Origin of the sequence: Streptomyces xiamenensis (genome assembly GCF_000993785.3) — a bacterium.
GTDB lineage: Bacteria > Actinomycetota > Actinomycetes > Streptomycetales > Streptomycetaceae > Streptomyces > Streptomyces xiamenensis.
The window spans coordinates 4,740,890-4,756,594 of sequence record NZ_CP009922.3; the positions used below are offsets into that span (position 1 = coordinate 4,740,890).

Here is a 15,705-nt window from a genome sequence, read left to right on the forward strand (position 1 = left end):
GGCCGGGGCGTGGATCCGCCGTGCGGACGGCGTTCCCGGCGATCAACGTGCTCGATTAGATTGATGGCGACGCACAGTCAGCCATCCGGCCGGTCAGGGGGCTTGGGAGAGATGAGTACGGACGGCACCGGGCGGGCGGCGGGAGGCGACGTACGGCGTACCCCCGCCGTGCCGCCGCACGGCGCCCCGCCGCGGCCCCGCCAGGCGCCCGAGGCCGAACCGGCCGCCCCGCCGCTGGTGCGCTGGGTACGCACCCCGCGACCGGCCGCCGGGGCCGGCATCTGGCGCCTGGGCCATGTGCCCAAGCCGCCGCAGGACCCGAACCGGCTCGGCGACCGCGAACTGCACGGCACCGCGCTGCTGGCGCTGCTCGCCGGATGGCTGGTGTGGTCGCTGTACGACAACCGCTATCTGCGCGCGGTCGACTGGCCGCTGGACTGGGCGGGCGCGGCCTCCTGGGGCCCGAGCACCGGCGGGATCAGCGTCATCCACACCTACCAGGTGCTGTTCGTGTGCCTGCTGGCCTACGTGTTCGGCCGGCTCGGCCACGCCCCCGCGCTGTGGCGGCGGCACCGGCCGACCCTGCTGCGGCTGCTGGGGCTGCCCGCGGGCACCGAGCCGCTGGAGCGCGGGGTGGTCCTGCGCGCGACGGCCGCCGCGGTCGCCGCGTACGTGGTGTGGACGCTCAGTTTCCGCGGCGTGTGGACGTTCTGGCTCGAACCGCTGTACGCGGTGGTGCCCGACTCCTGGTGGGAGGACGGCGACAGTACGGCGTACACCGTCGCGTACAACGTCCACTACGCGCTCTACGCGCTGCTGCTGGCGCTGCTCCTGGGCTGGGCGGGGGGCTGGGGCGCGACCGCGCGGCGGTACCGTCCGGCGTGGCTGGGCGGGGACGGAGCCGGCACGCGGGGTGAGCGCGAGCGGGAGCGGCTGGCGGAGTGGTCCGAACTGCGCGAGGCCGGCGCGGTGCCCGCCGCGGACCGGCTGGCCGAGGAGATGCGCTCGGGCGCCATGAGCGATCTGGACTACGCCCGCATCGAGCACGCCTGGCAGGCGGTGCGAGCCCGGCCCACCGCGCTCGAACAGTTCACCCGCGCCGCGCTCGACGACGGGGCCGGCGCGTTCGTCCACCCCTCCGGCAGCCGTGACCTGACGGTGCGTACGGCGCAGCACGATCTGCTGACCCGCCAGGTGCGCATCGGCCGTGCCGTGGACGAGGAACGCAACCCGTATGAACAGCGCGGCGAGGAGATCGCCCTGGACCCCGCCGTACTGGGCACCTCGCTCCTGGCCGTGGGGCCGCCGGGTTCCGGGAAGACCGGACGGGTGATCCGGCCGGTCACCGAGGCGCTGTGCCTGCACGCGCTCACCGGGCAGGCCGCGGTGGTGGCGGTCGGCACCGCGCGCAGCGCGCTGGGGCCCGACGACGCCTTCGACATCATCGTGCGGGTCGGCGACGTCCGCTCCACCCATGTACTCGACCCGTACGGCGGGGCCGCCGACACCGACGAGGCCGCGGCACTGCTGGCGGAGGCGCTGATCGGTGGCAGCGAGACCGATCCGCGTACGGCCGCCGCCGCGCTGGCCCAGCTGATCGGCCCCTTCCAGGCGGCGTACGGGCACTTCCCCGGCATACCGGAGCTGCGCGCCATGCTCGACGGCGCCCCGGCCCTGCTGGCCACGCTGCGCGAGGACCTGGGACTGGCCGGTGCGTGGGACCAGCAGCGCGAACTGGACGCCCGGGCCCGGCAGGCGCAGCGGCCCGATGACATCGGACCCCGGCTGGCCGACCAGCTGGCGCTGCTGGACCGGGCCGGCTTCTCGCAGGGTGAGGCGGAGCGCCGCACACCGCCGTTCTCGCTCAGCTCGCTGGAGCACCCGCTGCGGGTACGGATCGATCTGCCGGCCACCGGGCACGCGGAGGCGGGGCGGGTGATCACGCGGCTGCTGCTGGCGCAGTTCACGGCGGCGGTCACCGCGCGGCCGGACCGTACGCTGTTCGCCGCTCTGGTGCTGGACGACGCGACCGCCGCGATCACCCCCGGAACGGTGCGCGGGCTGACCCATCTGCGGCCGGCGAACGCGGGCGCGGTGCTTTCGTTGCGCACCCTGGACGATGTGCCCGCCGCGCTGCGCAGCGGGCTGCTGGGCGCGGTGGGCTGCCGGATGGCGTTCTCCGGGATCACCACCTGGGACGCGGAACACTTCGCGCGGGCCTGGGGCACGGCGTGGACGGAGGACCGCGACGTGACCAGTACCCCGGACCGCACCGGCGGCGTGGTGCGGCGCTTCACGCGCGGGGTGCGCAAGCTGTTCACGGGGCGGGACGCGACCACGGAGTCGGTGACGGTGCGGCGGGTGGAGCGGGAACGCTGGTCGGCCTCCGAGCTGGCGCACCGGGTGCCGCCGCGGCACGCGGTGCTGTCGCTGACCACGGTGGCGGGGGAGTCCGGGCCGCCGGTGCTGGTGCGGCTGGGCTGAGCGCGCCGCGGACCGCACCTCTGCCGGGAGCGGCGGTGCTGTGCTGCCTCGCCCGGCGCCGCGGGGCGGTGCCGGGGCCCCCCGATCCGTGCCTTTGCGCCCGGCGCAGCCGGCGCGGTCCACCTTGGCCCCGTGGTCCGGCGGCCCGCGCGCGGCCATCCGTCCGGGGGTCCCGGCGGGGATGGCCGAAGGTATCCCTGGCGCATATGACAAGCGCTGTACCGTGATGTCGGCGCGTGTCGTTCCCCCGGTCATCCAGATGGTCTCCCAAGGTGGTCCATGTACCCGACGCTTTCCTCACTCGTTCAGCACACGGCGCTCAAATTGGGCGTGCTCACGGGGGAGGACCGGCTGGACGTCCCGGTCCGCTGGGCGCACGCCAGCGAGCTGGCCGATCCGGTGCCCTATCTCGACGGCGGCGAGCTGCTGCTGACCACCGGGCTGAAACTCGACATCGACGACGCGGCGGAGATGACGGAGTACGTGCGCCGGCTGAGCGCCGCCGGGGTGGTGGGTCTGGGCTTCGGCGTCGGGGTGCACCATCCGGCGGTCACCCCGCAGCTGCTGGCGGCCGTGCAGGAGGTGCGGATGCCGCTGCTCGAGGTGCCGCGGCGTACCCCGTTCATCGCGATCGGCAAGTTCGTCTCCGCCGCCATCGCCGCCGAGCAGTACCGGTCGGTCGGCGCCGGCTTCGCCGCGCAGCGCGAGCTGACCCGCGCGGCGCTGGCCCCCGGCGGGCGCCAGGCACTGCTCGACCGACTCGCCGCGCAGCTGGACGGCTGGGTCGCGCTGTACGACGTGGCGGGTGCTGTCACCGCCGTGGCCCCGGCGTGGGCCGCGCGCCGCGCCGCCCGGATGACACCGGAGGTGATCCGGCTGCGCGACCGTCCGGCCCCGGCCAGCGCGGTGTGCTCCTGCGCGCCCGAGGCCGGCCCGGACGCCGCGGGTGGCGGGGCGGGGGAGGACCGGGTGGAATTGCAGTCGGTGGGTTCGGGGCGCAGCGCGCGGGCGGTGCTCGCGGTCGGCACCGCCGCGCCGCCGGGCACCGCGGAGCGCTACGCGGTGCAGTCGGCGGTCGCGGTGCTGACGCTGATCACCGAGCGGTCCCAGGCGTACCAGGCGGCCGAGGCGCGGCTGGGCGGCGCGGTGCTGCGGATGTTGCTCAGTGGCGAGCCGGACCACGCCCGGGCGGTGGCCGGCGATCTGTACGGGGGACTGCTGGACGCCCCGCTGCGGCTGCTGGCCGCCGAGACGGGCGGGGAGCCGGAGGCGCTGACCGAGCTGGGCGCGGCCATCGAGTCCGCCGCCGCCCGGGCGGGGGAGGCCGTGCTGGCGCTGGCGGACGGCCAGCAGCTGGTGGTGCTGGCGGCGGACGGCGGGGCCGCGGTCGCGGCGGGGGCGGCGTTCGCCCGTACCGAGCTGCCGCCCGCGGCCCCGGGACCGGCCGTGATCCTCGGGCTGTCGGCGCCCACCGGGCCCGCCACCGTGGACACCGCCTACCAGCAGGCCAGGGCGGCCCTGGTGGTGGCGCGGCGGCGCGGTCGCCCGCTGGTGGAGCACGACGACGTGGCGGCCGGCTCCGTCATGCCGCTGCTGGCGGACGACGCCGTGCGGGCCTTCGCCGAGGGGCGGCTGCGGGCGCTGCGGGCCCATGACGCGCAGGGCCGCGGCGATCTGGTCGCCTCGCTGCGGGCCTGGCTGTCCCGGCACGGTCAGTGGGACGCGGCGGCCGGCGATCTGGGCGTGCACCGGCACACGCTGCGCTACCGGATGCGCCGGGTGGAGGAGATTCTGGACCGCTCGCTGGATGATCCGGATGTCCGGATGGAGCTGTGGCTGGCGCTGAAGGCCACCGGGGCCTGAGCCGGTACGGACGGGTCCCGACCTCCCCTGGGGGACGCCGGGACCCATCAGATCCGGTCAGAATTTGCCAGTGGACGATCGTTACTGATCATCCCTGATCGGTCACGAGCAGTACTGGGACTCCTTGCCGATCGAGCGGTACATGCAGTCCGCGTTCTCCAGCAGGATCAGCACGGCCTCCCGGTTGCGGGCGGTCTCCCGGTCGATCACGCTGCCAGGCGGGTAGAAGCCGCCGCCGCTCGCACCGCGCGGATACATCTCGAACGTGTACGAGAAGATCCCCTGGTCCGCCCAGAGCCAGTCGTTGATGGATCCGTCGGTGATGTACAGATCGCTGGACTGCTGCGCCGTGTACCCGTTGCTCGCGGCCATCTCGCGCCCCACCGCGACGAAGGCGTCCCGGTCGTCCGCCGTCAGACCCGCCGCGGTGTCCGCGTAGGTGTAGCCGTAGGGCCACAGGATCAGCTCGCCGTAGGTGTGGAAGTCGATGTGCGCGGTGATCTGCTGCTCGCCGCCGACCACCCGGCTGCGGACGAAGTCGGCGACCACCCTGGTCTCCGGCCCCGACTCCGGCGACGCGCCCCGGTAGGTCGCGCTGCTCGTGCTGCCCGAGGAGCCGCCGCAGCAGCCCCACATGTGGTCCCAGTTGCGGTTGAGGTCGGTGCCGATCGAGCTGGAACCGGAGTTGGGCTGGCGGTTCTTGCGCCAGGAACGGAACGCGCCGGACTCCGTGTCGTAGTGCTTGCCGTCCGGGTTGACCGAGGGGATCAGCCAGATCTCCCGGGTGTCCAGCAGTTCGGTGACGCGGGCGTCGCGCCCGTACTGGGAGGTCAGTTCGTCCAGCGTGTAGAGCGCCATCTCGACGGTGAGATGTTCGCGGGCGTGCTGGTTGTGGGTGAACAGGATCTCCGGCTCGTCCTCGTCGACGGCCACATTGGCGCTGACCTTGACCGCGACGATGTCACGTCCCTCGTGGCTGCGGCCGATCACCCGGCTGCTGACCAGGCCGGGATAACGGGCCACGGTGTCGTTGACGGCCGCCGTCATCGACGCGTAGGTGTGGTAATCGGACGGCGCGGCGGCCTGGAAGTCGGCGCCCTCGGCGGTGTCGGCGAGCGGGGTCAGCTCGTAGCCGAGCTTCCGCAGCCGCTCCGCCTCGCCGGCGTCGGCGGTGATCAGCACCGAACTGTGCAGCACCTCGTCGATGGCCGTGCCGGTCCCGGCCAGCGCCGTACGGTCCTGGGCCGTCCGCAGTCCGGCCACCTCGTACTGCCGGATCTGCTGACGGGCCGGATCCGCCGAGCGGGCCGGGTCGGGTGTCGCGGCCGGGCCGGGTACGGCGGTGGCCTGGGCGCCGAGGGTGAGCGCCAGGGCCAGGGACAGGACGGCGGCGCCGGCCGCACCGTACCTGCGGGTTCGCCGGGTGCGGCGGGTGGTGCGTGGTTCCTGTGGTGCACGCGGTGTGCGCATCGCAGCTCCTGGGTTCTCCAGTGCGACGGGTGGGGGCGGCGCCATGGTTTCGAACATGGCATGCTCCGGTCAATAACGCCTTTCCGGTCCCACCCGGCCAAGGCGTAAGAATGGAAACAGCCACCCCTACGCGGCGTACAAGTAAGCAGGAGTGCCCGAACCCCTACGGTGGAGCCCGGACACCCAATTCCACCCCTTTCGGAAGGGCGGGACCCGCGATGACGACAGCGACTGCCACCCAGGCGTTCTGGCTGGCCGGGCAGCAGGCCACCGGTACGGACACCCTGGAGGTGACCTCCCCCTGGGACGGCCGGCATCTGGCTACGGTGAGCGTGCCCACGCACGAACAGACCGAGGCGGCGGTGGCCGCCGCAGCCGCCGTGGCCGCCGAGTTCGCCGCCACCCCCGCGCATGTACGCGCCGCCGCGCTCGACCACGTCGGCGCCCGGCTCGCCGAACGCGCCGAGGAGATCGCCCGGCTCATCAGCGCGGAGAACGGCAAGCCCATCAAGTGGGCCAGGACCGAGGTCGCCCGCTGCCGCTCCGTCTTCCGCTGGGCCGCGGACGAGGCGCGCCGCTTCAACGGCGGTACCGGCCAGCGACTGGACGCCGACGCCGGCGGCGAGGGCCGGCTCGCGCTCACCCGCCGCATCCCCTACGGCCCGGTGCTCGGCATCGCGCCTTTCAACTTCCCGCTGAACCTCTGCGCCCACAAGGTGGCCCCCGCCATCGCCGCGGGCGCGCCGATCATCCTCAAGCCCGCCCCCGCCACCCCGCTCTCCGGGCTGCTGCTGGGCGAACTGCTGGCCGAGACCGACCTGCCCGCCGGAGCCTTCAGCGTGCTGCCGGTGCCCAACGACGCCATGCCCGACCTGGTGCGCGACGAGCGGCTGCCGATCATCTCCTTCACCGGCTCCGCGCCGGTCGGCTGGTCCATCCGCGACTCCGTGCCGCGCAAGCGCGTCACCCTGGAACTGGGCGGCAACGGGGCGGCGATCGTCCTCGGTGACTACTCCTCCGACGCCGACCTGGACTGGGCCGCCCAGCGCATCGCCACCTTCTCCAACTACCAGGGCGGCCAGTCCTGCATCTCCGTACAGCGCGTCGTCGTCGACGCCACCCTGCACGACCGGCTGCTCCCCCGGCTGATCGAAGCCGTACGGAACCTGGTCACCGGCGACCCGGCGGACGACGCCACCGACGTCGGTCCGCTCGTCAGCGAGGACGCCGCCCGCCGCGTGGAGTCCTGGGTCGACCAGGCCAGGGACGCCGGCGCCACCGTCCTCACCGGCGGCACCCGGGACGGCGCCAGCTACGCGCCCACCGTGCTCGCCGACGTCCCCGCCGACGCCCTGGTGAGCCATGAGGAGATCTTCGGCCCGGTGATGACCGTCACCACCGTCGAGAACGAGGAAGCCGCCTACGCCGCCGCCAACGACTCGCGGTACGGCCTCCAGGCGGGCCTGTTCACCCACGACCTGCGCGCCGCCTTCCGCGCCCACCGGGCCCTGCAGGTCGGCGGCGTGATCGTCGGCGACGTGCCGTCCTACCGCGCCGACCAGATGCCCTACGGCGGCGTCAAGGACTCCGGCGTCGGCCGCGAGGGCGTGCGGTACGCCATGGAGGACTACACCTACGAGCGGGTGATGGTGCTCACCGGCATCGAGCTCTAGCGGAACGGCCCGGTGCCGGAACGCCCCCCGCCGTCCACGGCGCGGGGCGTTCCGGCGCTCGGACGCCGCTCAGGTGGTCCTCAGGCCGTCTTCCGCGCCACGATCAGGTCCCGGGTGATGGCCTGATCCACCCGGTGCTCGAAACCCCGGTACGGCTCCGTGTCCCGTACCTCGAAGCCCGCGTCCGCCAGCACCTCCGCCAGCTCCGCGCGGGTGGCGCCATAGGTGTTCCACGAGATGCCGATGGCGCCACCGGTGCGCAGCAGTCGCGCCCACACCGGCACCGCCTCGCTCAGCAGCGGCAGCGGGGAACGGGTCAGCCCGCCGCCCTCGCCGCGGGTCCTGCTGCCGTACCGCACCCCGTACGGCGCGTCCGTCACGATCAGGTCGAACGAGCCGGGCCTGAAGAACTGATCACTGGCCACCGTGTCCGCCTGCACCACGGTCAGCCCGATCGACTGCCCCTTCTTGTACAGCTCCTTGTTCTCGCCGATCTCCACCGACAGCCGCCGCCCCAGCGTCCGCTTGTCCCGGCGGACCTGCCCGCTCTCCGCGCGGTGCTTGAGCCGGCCGGCCTTCAGCCAGTGCCGCAGAAAGTTCTCGTACGCCTCGACGCTGCGCGCGTCCTGCTCGACCCCGGCGGAGTCCAGGCCGTACATGAGCGCCTGGTTGAGCGTGGTGCCGCGCCCGCACAGCGGGTCGAGCACCCGCAGTCCGCCGCTGAGCAGCCGCTGCGGGGCGTCGCACGCCATCGCCGTCACATTCAGCAGCAGCTTGGTGAAGTCCTCATTGGTCTTCCCCGGGTACTTCTGGATGGTGATCAGATCACTGGGGAACCGGTCGAGCCGCTCCACCGGCACCGGGCGCAGCGCCGGAGCGTCCGGCTCCCCCTCGATCAGGAACAGCGCGTACAGGGAGGACAGGTTCGCCACGTGGCGAAGCTGCCCGGCGGTCAGCTCCGGCGCGCGGAACGTCACATACGGCACCCCGCCCAGTTCGGCCGCGGCCACCTCCCGCACGGCGCCGTCCAGCACCGCGTCGCTGAGGACCAGCAGCTCGGCGCGCGCCAGGTCGGCGGCGCCGGCCGCGTACAGCCGGTTGTGGGAGGGCAGCAGCAGGAAACCGTAGGTGTGCATCGCGTTCATCGCGCCGGAGTCTAGCCGCCGCGGCGTCAGCCGAATTCCAGCCGGTCCACCCGCACCCCGGCGCCCACGGTCAGCTCCAGGTCCGCCACCCCGTCCGGCGGGACGGGCAGCTCGCCGCGCACCGTGGTGTACGCGTAGCGGTCGCCCGTGGAGGGCACCGCGAGCGTCAGCTCCGCACCCCCGGCCCCCGGAACCCGCAGCGAGAGGACGCCCTCACCCGGCTCCTGGCGGGCCACCCGCACCGTGACGACGGCCGGGCCGCCGCCCGTCCCGAGGTCGCAGCGCCGGAACAGCAGCCGGCCGGGCGCCCCGCCGGCAGCGGTCACCGCGTCGCCCGCCGAACGGGAGAGATCGATGATCTCCACGCCGTCCGCCTCGTCGAAGTCCGCCGCCGCGAGACCCGCCGCCCGCACCGCGCGCGGCGGCACCGGCTCGCCGTCCAGCGTCAGATGGGTGCGCTCCCTGATGTCCCGGCTGGAGGAGCCGATGTGCAGCTCGTAGCCGCCCGGCTCCACCGTCCACCGCCCGTGCGCCACGTCCCAGAAGCCCAGCGCCTCCGCCAGCGGCACCTCGAACGTCAGCCGTCGCGCCTCGCCCGGGGCCAGCGCCACCCGCCGGTGGGCGACCAGCGCACGGTGCGGGCGGGGCACGCTCGGCGCGGTGGCCACGGCGTACACCTGGACCACTTCCTCGCCGGCCACCGTGCCGGTGTTCCGGACGGTCACCTCGGCGGTCAGCGTCTCGCCCTCCTGCCGCACCGACGCGTCCGCGTAGCCGAAGGACGTGTACGAGAGCCCGTGGCCGAACGGATACAGCGGCGTGCCGTCGTAGTAGAGATACGTGGTGCGCGAGCCGATCAGGTCGTAGTCCAGCGGGCCCGGCAGCTCGGCGTCCGCCCCGTACCAGGTCTGCGGCAGCCGCCCCGCGGGGGAGACGTCGCCCAGCAGCACCCGGGCCAGCGCCGTACCGGCCGCCTGCCCGCCGTGCGCCGTCCACAGCAGCGCGGGCAGCGTGGCATCGGCGGCGTCGACCGCGTAGGGGTAGGAGGAGGAGAGCACCAGCACGGTGCGCTCGTTGGCGGCGTGCGCCGCCTGCCACAGCGCCTCCTGCTGCGGGGGCAGCGCCAGGGAGGGCCGGTCCTCGGTCTCGCGGCCGTTCAGATGCGGGTCGTTGCCCGCCACCACGACCACCACGTCGGCGTCCGCCGCCGCCCGGGCCACCTCGTCCACGCCCCGCCGCACCGTCTCCACGGTGAACACCGCGCCCTCGCCGGCGTCCTGCGCGACGCTCAGCCCGCCCGGGGTCACCGCGACCGGCCGCCCGGTCGCCCGGTGCCGCAGCAGCTGCCCATCGGCGTGCGGCTCCAGGGTGAACACCTCCTGGATCACCCAGCCTCCGGGCTGCGCCGCCGACGCCCGCAGCAGTCCGTCCTCGGCGACCGACACGTACAGCCCGTCGGCGGCGCGCAGCGTCAGCACGCCCTCGCCCCAGTCGACCAGGTCCAGCACGGACCCCTGCTCCGGGTCGGAGCCGGCCGTCACCGTCAGCGGCGCCAGGTCGGTGCGCCCCGCGATCAGCGCCGGGTCAAGGGCCCCGGCCGCCGCCCGGTCGCCGACCGCGACCTCCGGGTCGGCGGCGGGCACGCTCACCCAGCCCTCCGCCGTACGCAGCCGGATCCGGTCGGTGCCCTCCGCGAAGGTCACCGAGCCCACCGCCGGGTGCTCGCGCAGCCCGGCCAGCGGGCTGACCCCGCGCAGCAGCGTCCCGCTGTACCAGTCGAGCTTCACCTCGTCCGCCAGCAGGCCGACCACGGCGATCCGCAGCCCCGGACGCAGCGGCAGCAGCCCGTCGTTCTTCAGCAGGACCACGGCCTGCTCGGCGGCCTCCCGCGCCAGCTCGCGGTGCTCGGGGGTGTCGAACGCCGCCTCCGCCGCGAACGGGTCGAGCCCGGGGTCGAAGTCGCCCAGCCGGAACCGCATGTCCAGCAGACGGCGCGCCGCCTCGTCGATGTCTTCCTGGCCGATCAGCCCGCGCTCCAGCGCGGCGCCGAGCCGCTCCACCGACGGCGCGGAGTCCTCGCCGTGGTCGGTGAAGCTGTCCACCCCGGCACGCAGCGCGGCGGCCAGGCCCTCCTCGTGGCTGGGGTAGTACGCCTCGGAACCGGCGATGTTGCTGGGCGCGCCGGCGTCCGAGCAGACCACCAGCGGCTGCTCGCTCCAGGTGCGCAGGTGCTCCGCCAGCAGCGGGGAGAGGTGGTTGGGACGGCCGTTGACGAGGTTGTACGCGGGCATCACCCCGGCCACCGAGCCGGCCCGCACCGGGCCGCGGAAGGCGGGCAGCTCGTACTCGTGCAGCACCCGCGCCCGCACCGAGGTGGAGGCGGTGTCCCGGTCGGCCTCGTGGTTGTGCGCCAGCCAGTGCTTGAGCACCGGCGCGGTACGCCAGTACACGGGGTGCTCCCCGCGCAGCCCGCGGGTGTACGCGACGGCGATGGCCGAGGTCAGGTGCGGGTCCTCCGCGTACCCCTCCTCGTTGCGGCCCCACAGCGGGTGGCGCAGCAGGTTGACGGTGGGGGACCAGACGTTGAGCCCGACCCGGTCGTCGTGCGCCCGCATGGCCCGCACCTCACGGCCCACGGCCTCGCCGACGCGCCGCACCAGCTCCGGGTTCCAGGTGGCGCCGAGCCCGACCGCCTGCGGGAAGACCGTGGCCGGTCCCATCCAGGCGACGCCGTGCAGGGCTTCCTGGCCGGTGCGGAAGGCCGGAACCGCCAGTCGTTCGACGGCGGGGGCGTACTGATGGAGCATCGCGAGCCGCTCGGCCGGGGTCAGCCGGTCCAGCAGATCGGTGACCCGTTCCGCGACGCTCAGCTGGGGGTTGCGGAAGGCCGGCTGATGGGCTGTCACAGGTGATTCCCTTGGGGACGGCGGTATCGGGGCGGCGCCACGGGCCGATACGGTAACGCGGTAACGGGGCGGCTCTCCCACACGTTCGAAGCGCTTCGATGCTGTGTTTCCGGCAGGTCTCCTGTCAAGACACGGCTTGGCAACGACTGCTGAACCCCAAGAAGATACAGGCTACCCAGCTCGTCGAAATACAGTCGAACTTTCTTTGAAGCAGGGGTTGTGCCCCCCAGCTGACGGGTCTTAATGTCGGCGCCACATCGAAGCGCTTCGACCACCTCGCACAACGGTCGTGTGATGGCAAAGAGCCACGAAGGGTTGACGAATGCCGAACTCAAGCTCCGCTCCAAGTCGGAGAAAATTCCTCGCTTCCACGGCGGTCGCCGCGGCGGCGACGGTGGGGGGCGTGCCGCTGCTGGCGGCATGCGGCTCCGACGGGGGGAGTGGCGGAGGCGAGGGACGGGCCTCGCAGGAGGACCTGAAGAGCATACTTCCGACATATCGGCAGTCGGATACGGCGATTGAGCCGGACATCGCGAGTGAGAATGGCTCGAGCCCGGGATACACGACCTTTATTCCCACCGCGGAACTCGGCGTTTCCGTTCCCACCCCCAAGGGGAACGGTGGGACATTCACCGCCATGACCCCGCTGTGGGGTACTCCGCCCAGGAGCGGCAATGAGTACTGGACGGCGATGGATGAGGCCATCGGCGTCAAAATGAACTGGCAGACCCAGGACGGCAACACCTACGGCGAGAAGCTCGGCGCCGTGCTGGCCGGGAGCGACATCCCGGACATGGTGTGTGTTCCCGGCTGGGAGCTGGGCGGCCAGATACCCCAGGCCATCTCCAGCCGCTTCGCGGACCTGGGCGAATACCTCTCCGGTGACAAGGTCCTCGACTACCCGAACCTCGCGGCGATCCCCACCGCCGCCTGGCAGTCCTCGGTCTTCGGCGGCGCGCTGCGCGGTCTGCCCATGCCGGGGGCCCCCATCGGCGGCGTCCTGCCCTACTACCGGCAGGACATCTTCGAGGAGAACGGCTGGACCCCGCCGACCGACCCGCAGGAGTTCATCGACTTCGCCAAGGACATCACCTCGCCCAAGAACCAGGTGTGGGCCTGCGAGGACATGAAGTGGTCGGCCTTCGTCATCCACGGTGTGCTGCCGGAGAAGCCCAACTACTTCGCCATGGTGGACGGCAAGCTCGTCAACCGCTACGAGACGGACGCCTTCCTCGAGGCCCTGGAGTGGACCCGCAAGCTGTACGACGCGGGCGTCGTCCACCCGGACGCGGTCGCCGTCCAGGGCGACAGCAAGAACCGTTTCACCGCCGGCCAGTCCCTGATGTTCAACGACGGTGACGGCACCTGGCACAACCTGGTCGCCGAACAGCAGGCCGCCAACCCGGACTTCCGGATGAACGCCTTCGACTTCTTCGGCGCCGACGGCGACCCGGTGCTGTGGCGGGCCAACGGCTCCAACATCTGGACGTTCATCAACAAGAGCCTGAGCCCGGACCGCATCCGCGAGGCCCTGGAGATCGCCAACTTCTGCGCCGCCCCGTACGGCACCATCGAGCAGCGGATGCGCAACTACGGCGTGGAGGGAACCCACTACACCGTCGAGGACGGTGTGCAGGTGCGCACCCCGCTGGGCGAGGAGCAGGTCGCACCCGAGACCTACGTCTTCATCTGTTCCCCGGGCTCGTTCGTCGCCTACCCCGACACCCCGCAGATGGTGCAGGACCTGACCAGCTGGCAGAAGCGGATGCTGCCCTTCGCGCAGGACCCGCTGTTCTACGGCCGGCAGGTGCAGGAGCCGGATCGCTTCGCCAACCTGGCCGACCGCTTCGAGGCGTTGGAGGACGACGTTGTCCGCGGCAACCAGTCGATCAAGGACATGCAACAGGCGGTCACCGAATGGCGGCGCAACGGCGGCGACCAGCTCCGCGACTGGTACCAGGAGCTGCTGGACAGCGCGGACGCGTGACAGCGGCGAGGTGCCCCTCGCCGCCCCCGTACCACCACCCCTGACCCGACTACCACTCCACACCACATAAGCAGGCGGCCACCCGGCCGGGCGCGTCATGCCCGGCCGGGCCGGTCGCGTGAAACAAGGAGAATGCCGTGTCACAGAGCACGGTCCCGCGTTCCCCCAAACCGCGGGAAGGAGGCGGCGGACAAGCTCCGCCGCCGGCGAAGCACCGAAAGCCGGGTGTCCTGCGCGCCGCCGCCGGCCGCCGCGACGGACCGCCGCAGGCACGCGGGGGCACCGAGGCCTGGCGGAACCGGTTGCGCCGCGACTATCCGCTGATCCTGATGACCCTCCCGGTCATCGGCCTGCTGGTGGTCTTCGCGTACATCCCGATCGCCGGGAACGTGATCGCCTTCCAGTTCTTCAGCCCGTACGCCGGGGACGGCTTCTTCAGCTCCATGGCGAACAGCGCCTGGGTGGGCCTGGAGCACTTCCAGACGATGGTGAACGACCGCTACTTCTGGGGTGCGGTCGAGAACACCCTGGTCTTCTCGGCGCTCCAGTTGCTGTTCTTCTTCCCGATCCCCATCGGGCTGGCGATCCTGATCAACAGCATCCTGCACAACAAGGTGCGGGCCTGGGCCCAGGCGGTGCTGTACCTGCCGCACTTCTTCTCCTGGGTGCTGGTGATCACCGTCTTCCAGCAGATCTTCGGCGGCGCCGGACTGATCGCCCAGATCATGCGGGACAACGACTGGGGCAACGGCTTCGACCTGATGACCGACCCCGGCTTCTTCAAGTGGCTGATCACCTTCCAGGTGATCTGGAAGGACGCCGGCTGGGGCATCATCGTCTTCCTGGCGGCGCTGTCCATGGTCAACCAGGAGCTGTACGAGTCCGCAGCCGTCGACGGCGCGAACCGCTGGCGCCGCATCTGGCACATCACCCTCCCCGCGCTGCGGCCGGTGATCGCGCTGCTGCTGGTCCTCCAGGTCGGCAACATGCTCACCGTGGGCATGGAACAGTTCCTCATCCAGCGCACCGCGGTCGGAGTCGGAGCCTCCGAGGTCCTCGACACCTATGTGTGGGACCGGGGCATCGCCAACCATCAGTTCAGCTACGCGGCCGCCGTCGGCATCGTCAAGGGGATCTTCTCCCTGGCGCTGGTCCTGGCAGCCAACCGGGTCGCCCACGCGATGGGCGAGCAGGGGGTGTACAAGAAGCAATGAGTGACGCCAGTGTTCTCGTCGACGACGACGAAGAGACCAAGGGAAAGCGCACCAGGCCGTCATGGGAGGAACCGCCGACTCAGATCGGCCTGGCGGCCAAGGGCACCATCCTCGCGATCGCCCTGCTCGCCATCCTCTTCCCCCTGTGGATCGTGGTCGCCACCAGCCTGTCCGATGCAGAAACGATTTCCCGGACTGGCGGGCTGGTAATCATCCCGGACGGCATCAGCCTGGACGCCTACCGCGAACTGCTCAGCGGCGGTCAGGTGGCCAACGCGATGTGGATCTCGGTGTGCATCACCGTGATCGGCACGCTGTTCTCGATGACCACCTCGGTGCTCGCCGCGTACGGCCTGTCCCGGATGAACTCGCTGTGGCACCGGCCGCTGCTGATGACCCTGCTGCTGACGATGTTCTTCGGCGGCGCCGGGCTCATCCCGTCCTATCTGCTCATCCAGACCCTGGGCCTGATGAACAGCTACGCGGCGATCATCCTGCCGATGGCCGTGAACGTCTTCAACATCCTCGTGCTGCGCGCGTTCTTCATGAACATCGGCACCGAGCTGATCGACAGCGCCCGCATCGACGGCGCAGGCGAGTTCCGCATCCTGTGGCAGATCGTGCTGCCGCTGTCGCGCGCCGTGCTGGCCGTGATCGCGCTGTTCTACGCGGTCGGGTACTGGGGCAACTACTTCGCCGCCTTCATCTACATCACCGATCAGGAGAAGCTGCCGCTGCAGAACGTCCTGCAGCAGATCGTGGTGCGGGGCGAACGTCCCATGGGCATGTCGGCGGCCATCGGTTCCGGCCAGATCCCGAGCCTCGCGGTGCAGACCGCCGTGATGGTGCTGGCGCTGATCCCGGTGGCGGTGCTGTCCCCGTTCGTTCAGAAGCACTTCAAGAAGGGCATGCTCATCGGCGCCGTCAAGGGCTGAACCCGCGTACGGCGATGGCTGGGCATTT

The 15,705-nt window shown here is 72.1% G+C and carries 9 protein-coding genes; 6 read left to right on the plus strand and 3 right to left on the minus strand.

Features of this window, described 5'->3' with window-relative positions; genetic code table 11:
- Window positions 1-111: 111 nt before the first annotated feature.
- Together SXIM_RS21990 and SXIM_RS21995 are read left to right on the plus strand one after the other, a co-directional pair.
- On the plus strand, window positions 112-2,484 hold the full coding sequence (locus SXIM_RS21990) for a type IV secretory system conjugative DNA transfer family protein (RefSeq protein WP_043178734.1): 2,373 nt from the start codon (window positions 112-114) through the stop codon (window positions 2,482-2,484).
- A gap of 279 nt (window positions 2,485-2,763) precedes the next feature.
- Window positions 2,764-4,347, plus strand: coding sequence for a PucR family transcriptional regulator (locus SXIM_RS21995; RefSeq protein ID WP_046724944.1), 1,584 nt, complete (start codon window positions 2,764-2,766; stop codon window positions 4,345-4,347).
- Window positions 4,348-4,449: 102 nt separating this feature from the next.
- Here SXIM_RS21995 and SXIM_RS22000 read toward each other — a convergent pair whose 3' ends face one another.
- Window positions 4,450-5,817, minus strand: a complete 1,368-nt coding sequence (locus tag SXIM_RS22000; RefSeq protein WP_030738243.1) for a M14 family metallopeptidase — start codon at window positions 5,815-5,817, stop codon at window positions 4,450-4,452.
- Between the two features lie 218 nt (window positions 5,818-6,035).
- Here SXIM_RS22000 and SXIM_RS22005 point away from each other — a divergent pair, with 218 nt between their 5' ends.
- Window positions 6,036-7,490: an aldehyde dehydrogenase family protein gene (locus tag SXIM_RS22005; protein WP_030738240.1), complete on the plus strand. Its 1,455-nt coding sequence runs from the start codon at window positions 6,036-6,038 to the stop codon at window positions 7,488-7,490.
- An 80-nt stretch (window positions 7,491-7,570) separates the two neighbouring features.
- Here SXIM_RS22005 and SXIM_RS22010 read toward each other — a convergent pair whose 3' ends face one another.
- Together SXIM_RS22010 and SXIM_RS22015 are read right to left on the minus strand one after the other, a co-directional pair.
- Window positions 7,571-8,635 (minus strand): TRM11 family SAM-dependent methyltransferase, encoded by a 1,065-nt coding sequence (locus tag SXIM_RS22010; protein ID WP_234306993.1) that lies wholly within the window; start codon window positions 8,633-8,635, stop codon window positions 7,571-7,573.
- 26 nt (window positions 8,636-8,661) lie between these two features.
- Complete coding sequence (locus SXIM_RS22015; RefSeq protein ID WP_046724945.1) at window positions 8,662-11,541, minus strand: glycoside hydrolase family 3 C-terminal domain-containing protein; 2,880 nt, start codon at window positions 11,539-11,541, stop codon at window positions 8,662-8,664.
- Between the two features lie 637 nt (window positions 11,542-12,178).
- On the opposite strand from SXIM_RS22015, the gene SXIM_RS22020 reads away from it, so the two are divergent.
- The 3 genes from SXIM_RS22020 (at window position 12,179) to SXIM_RS22030 (ending at window position 15,677) form a co-directional block, all read left to right on the plus strand.
- Window positions 12,179-13,528, plus strand: a complete 1,350-nt coding sequence (locus tag SXIM_RS22020; RefSeq protein ID WP_324604849.1) for an extracellular solute-binding protein — start codon at window positions 12,179-12,181, stop codon at window positions 13,526-13,528.
- Between the two features lie 137 nt (window positions 13,529-13,665).
- Window positions 13,666-14,742, plus strand: a complete 1,077-nt coding sequence (locus SXIM_RS22025) for an ABC transporter permease (protein ID WP_053116275.1) — start codon at window positions 13,666-13,668, stop codon at window positions 14,740-14,742.
- Window positions 14,739-15,677 carry a carbohydrate ABC transporter permease gene (locus tag SXIM_RS22030; RefSeq protein ID WP_030738226.1) on the plus strand — a complete coding sequence of 313 codons (939 nt, stop codon included), beginning with the start codon at window positions 14,739-14,741 and terminating at the stop codon, window positions 15,675-15,677. Before SXIM_RS22025 ends, SXIM_RS22030 begins: the two co-directional genes overlap by 4 nt.
- The last annotated feature ends 28 nt before the right edge of the window (window positions 15,678-15,705 follow it).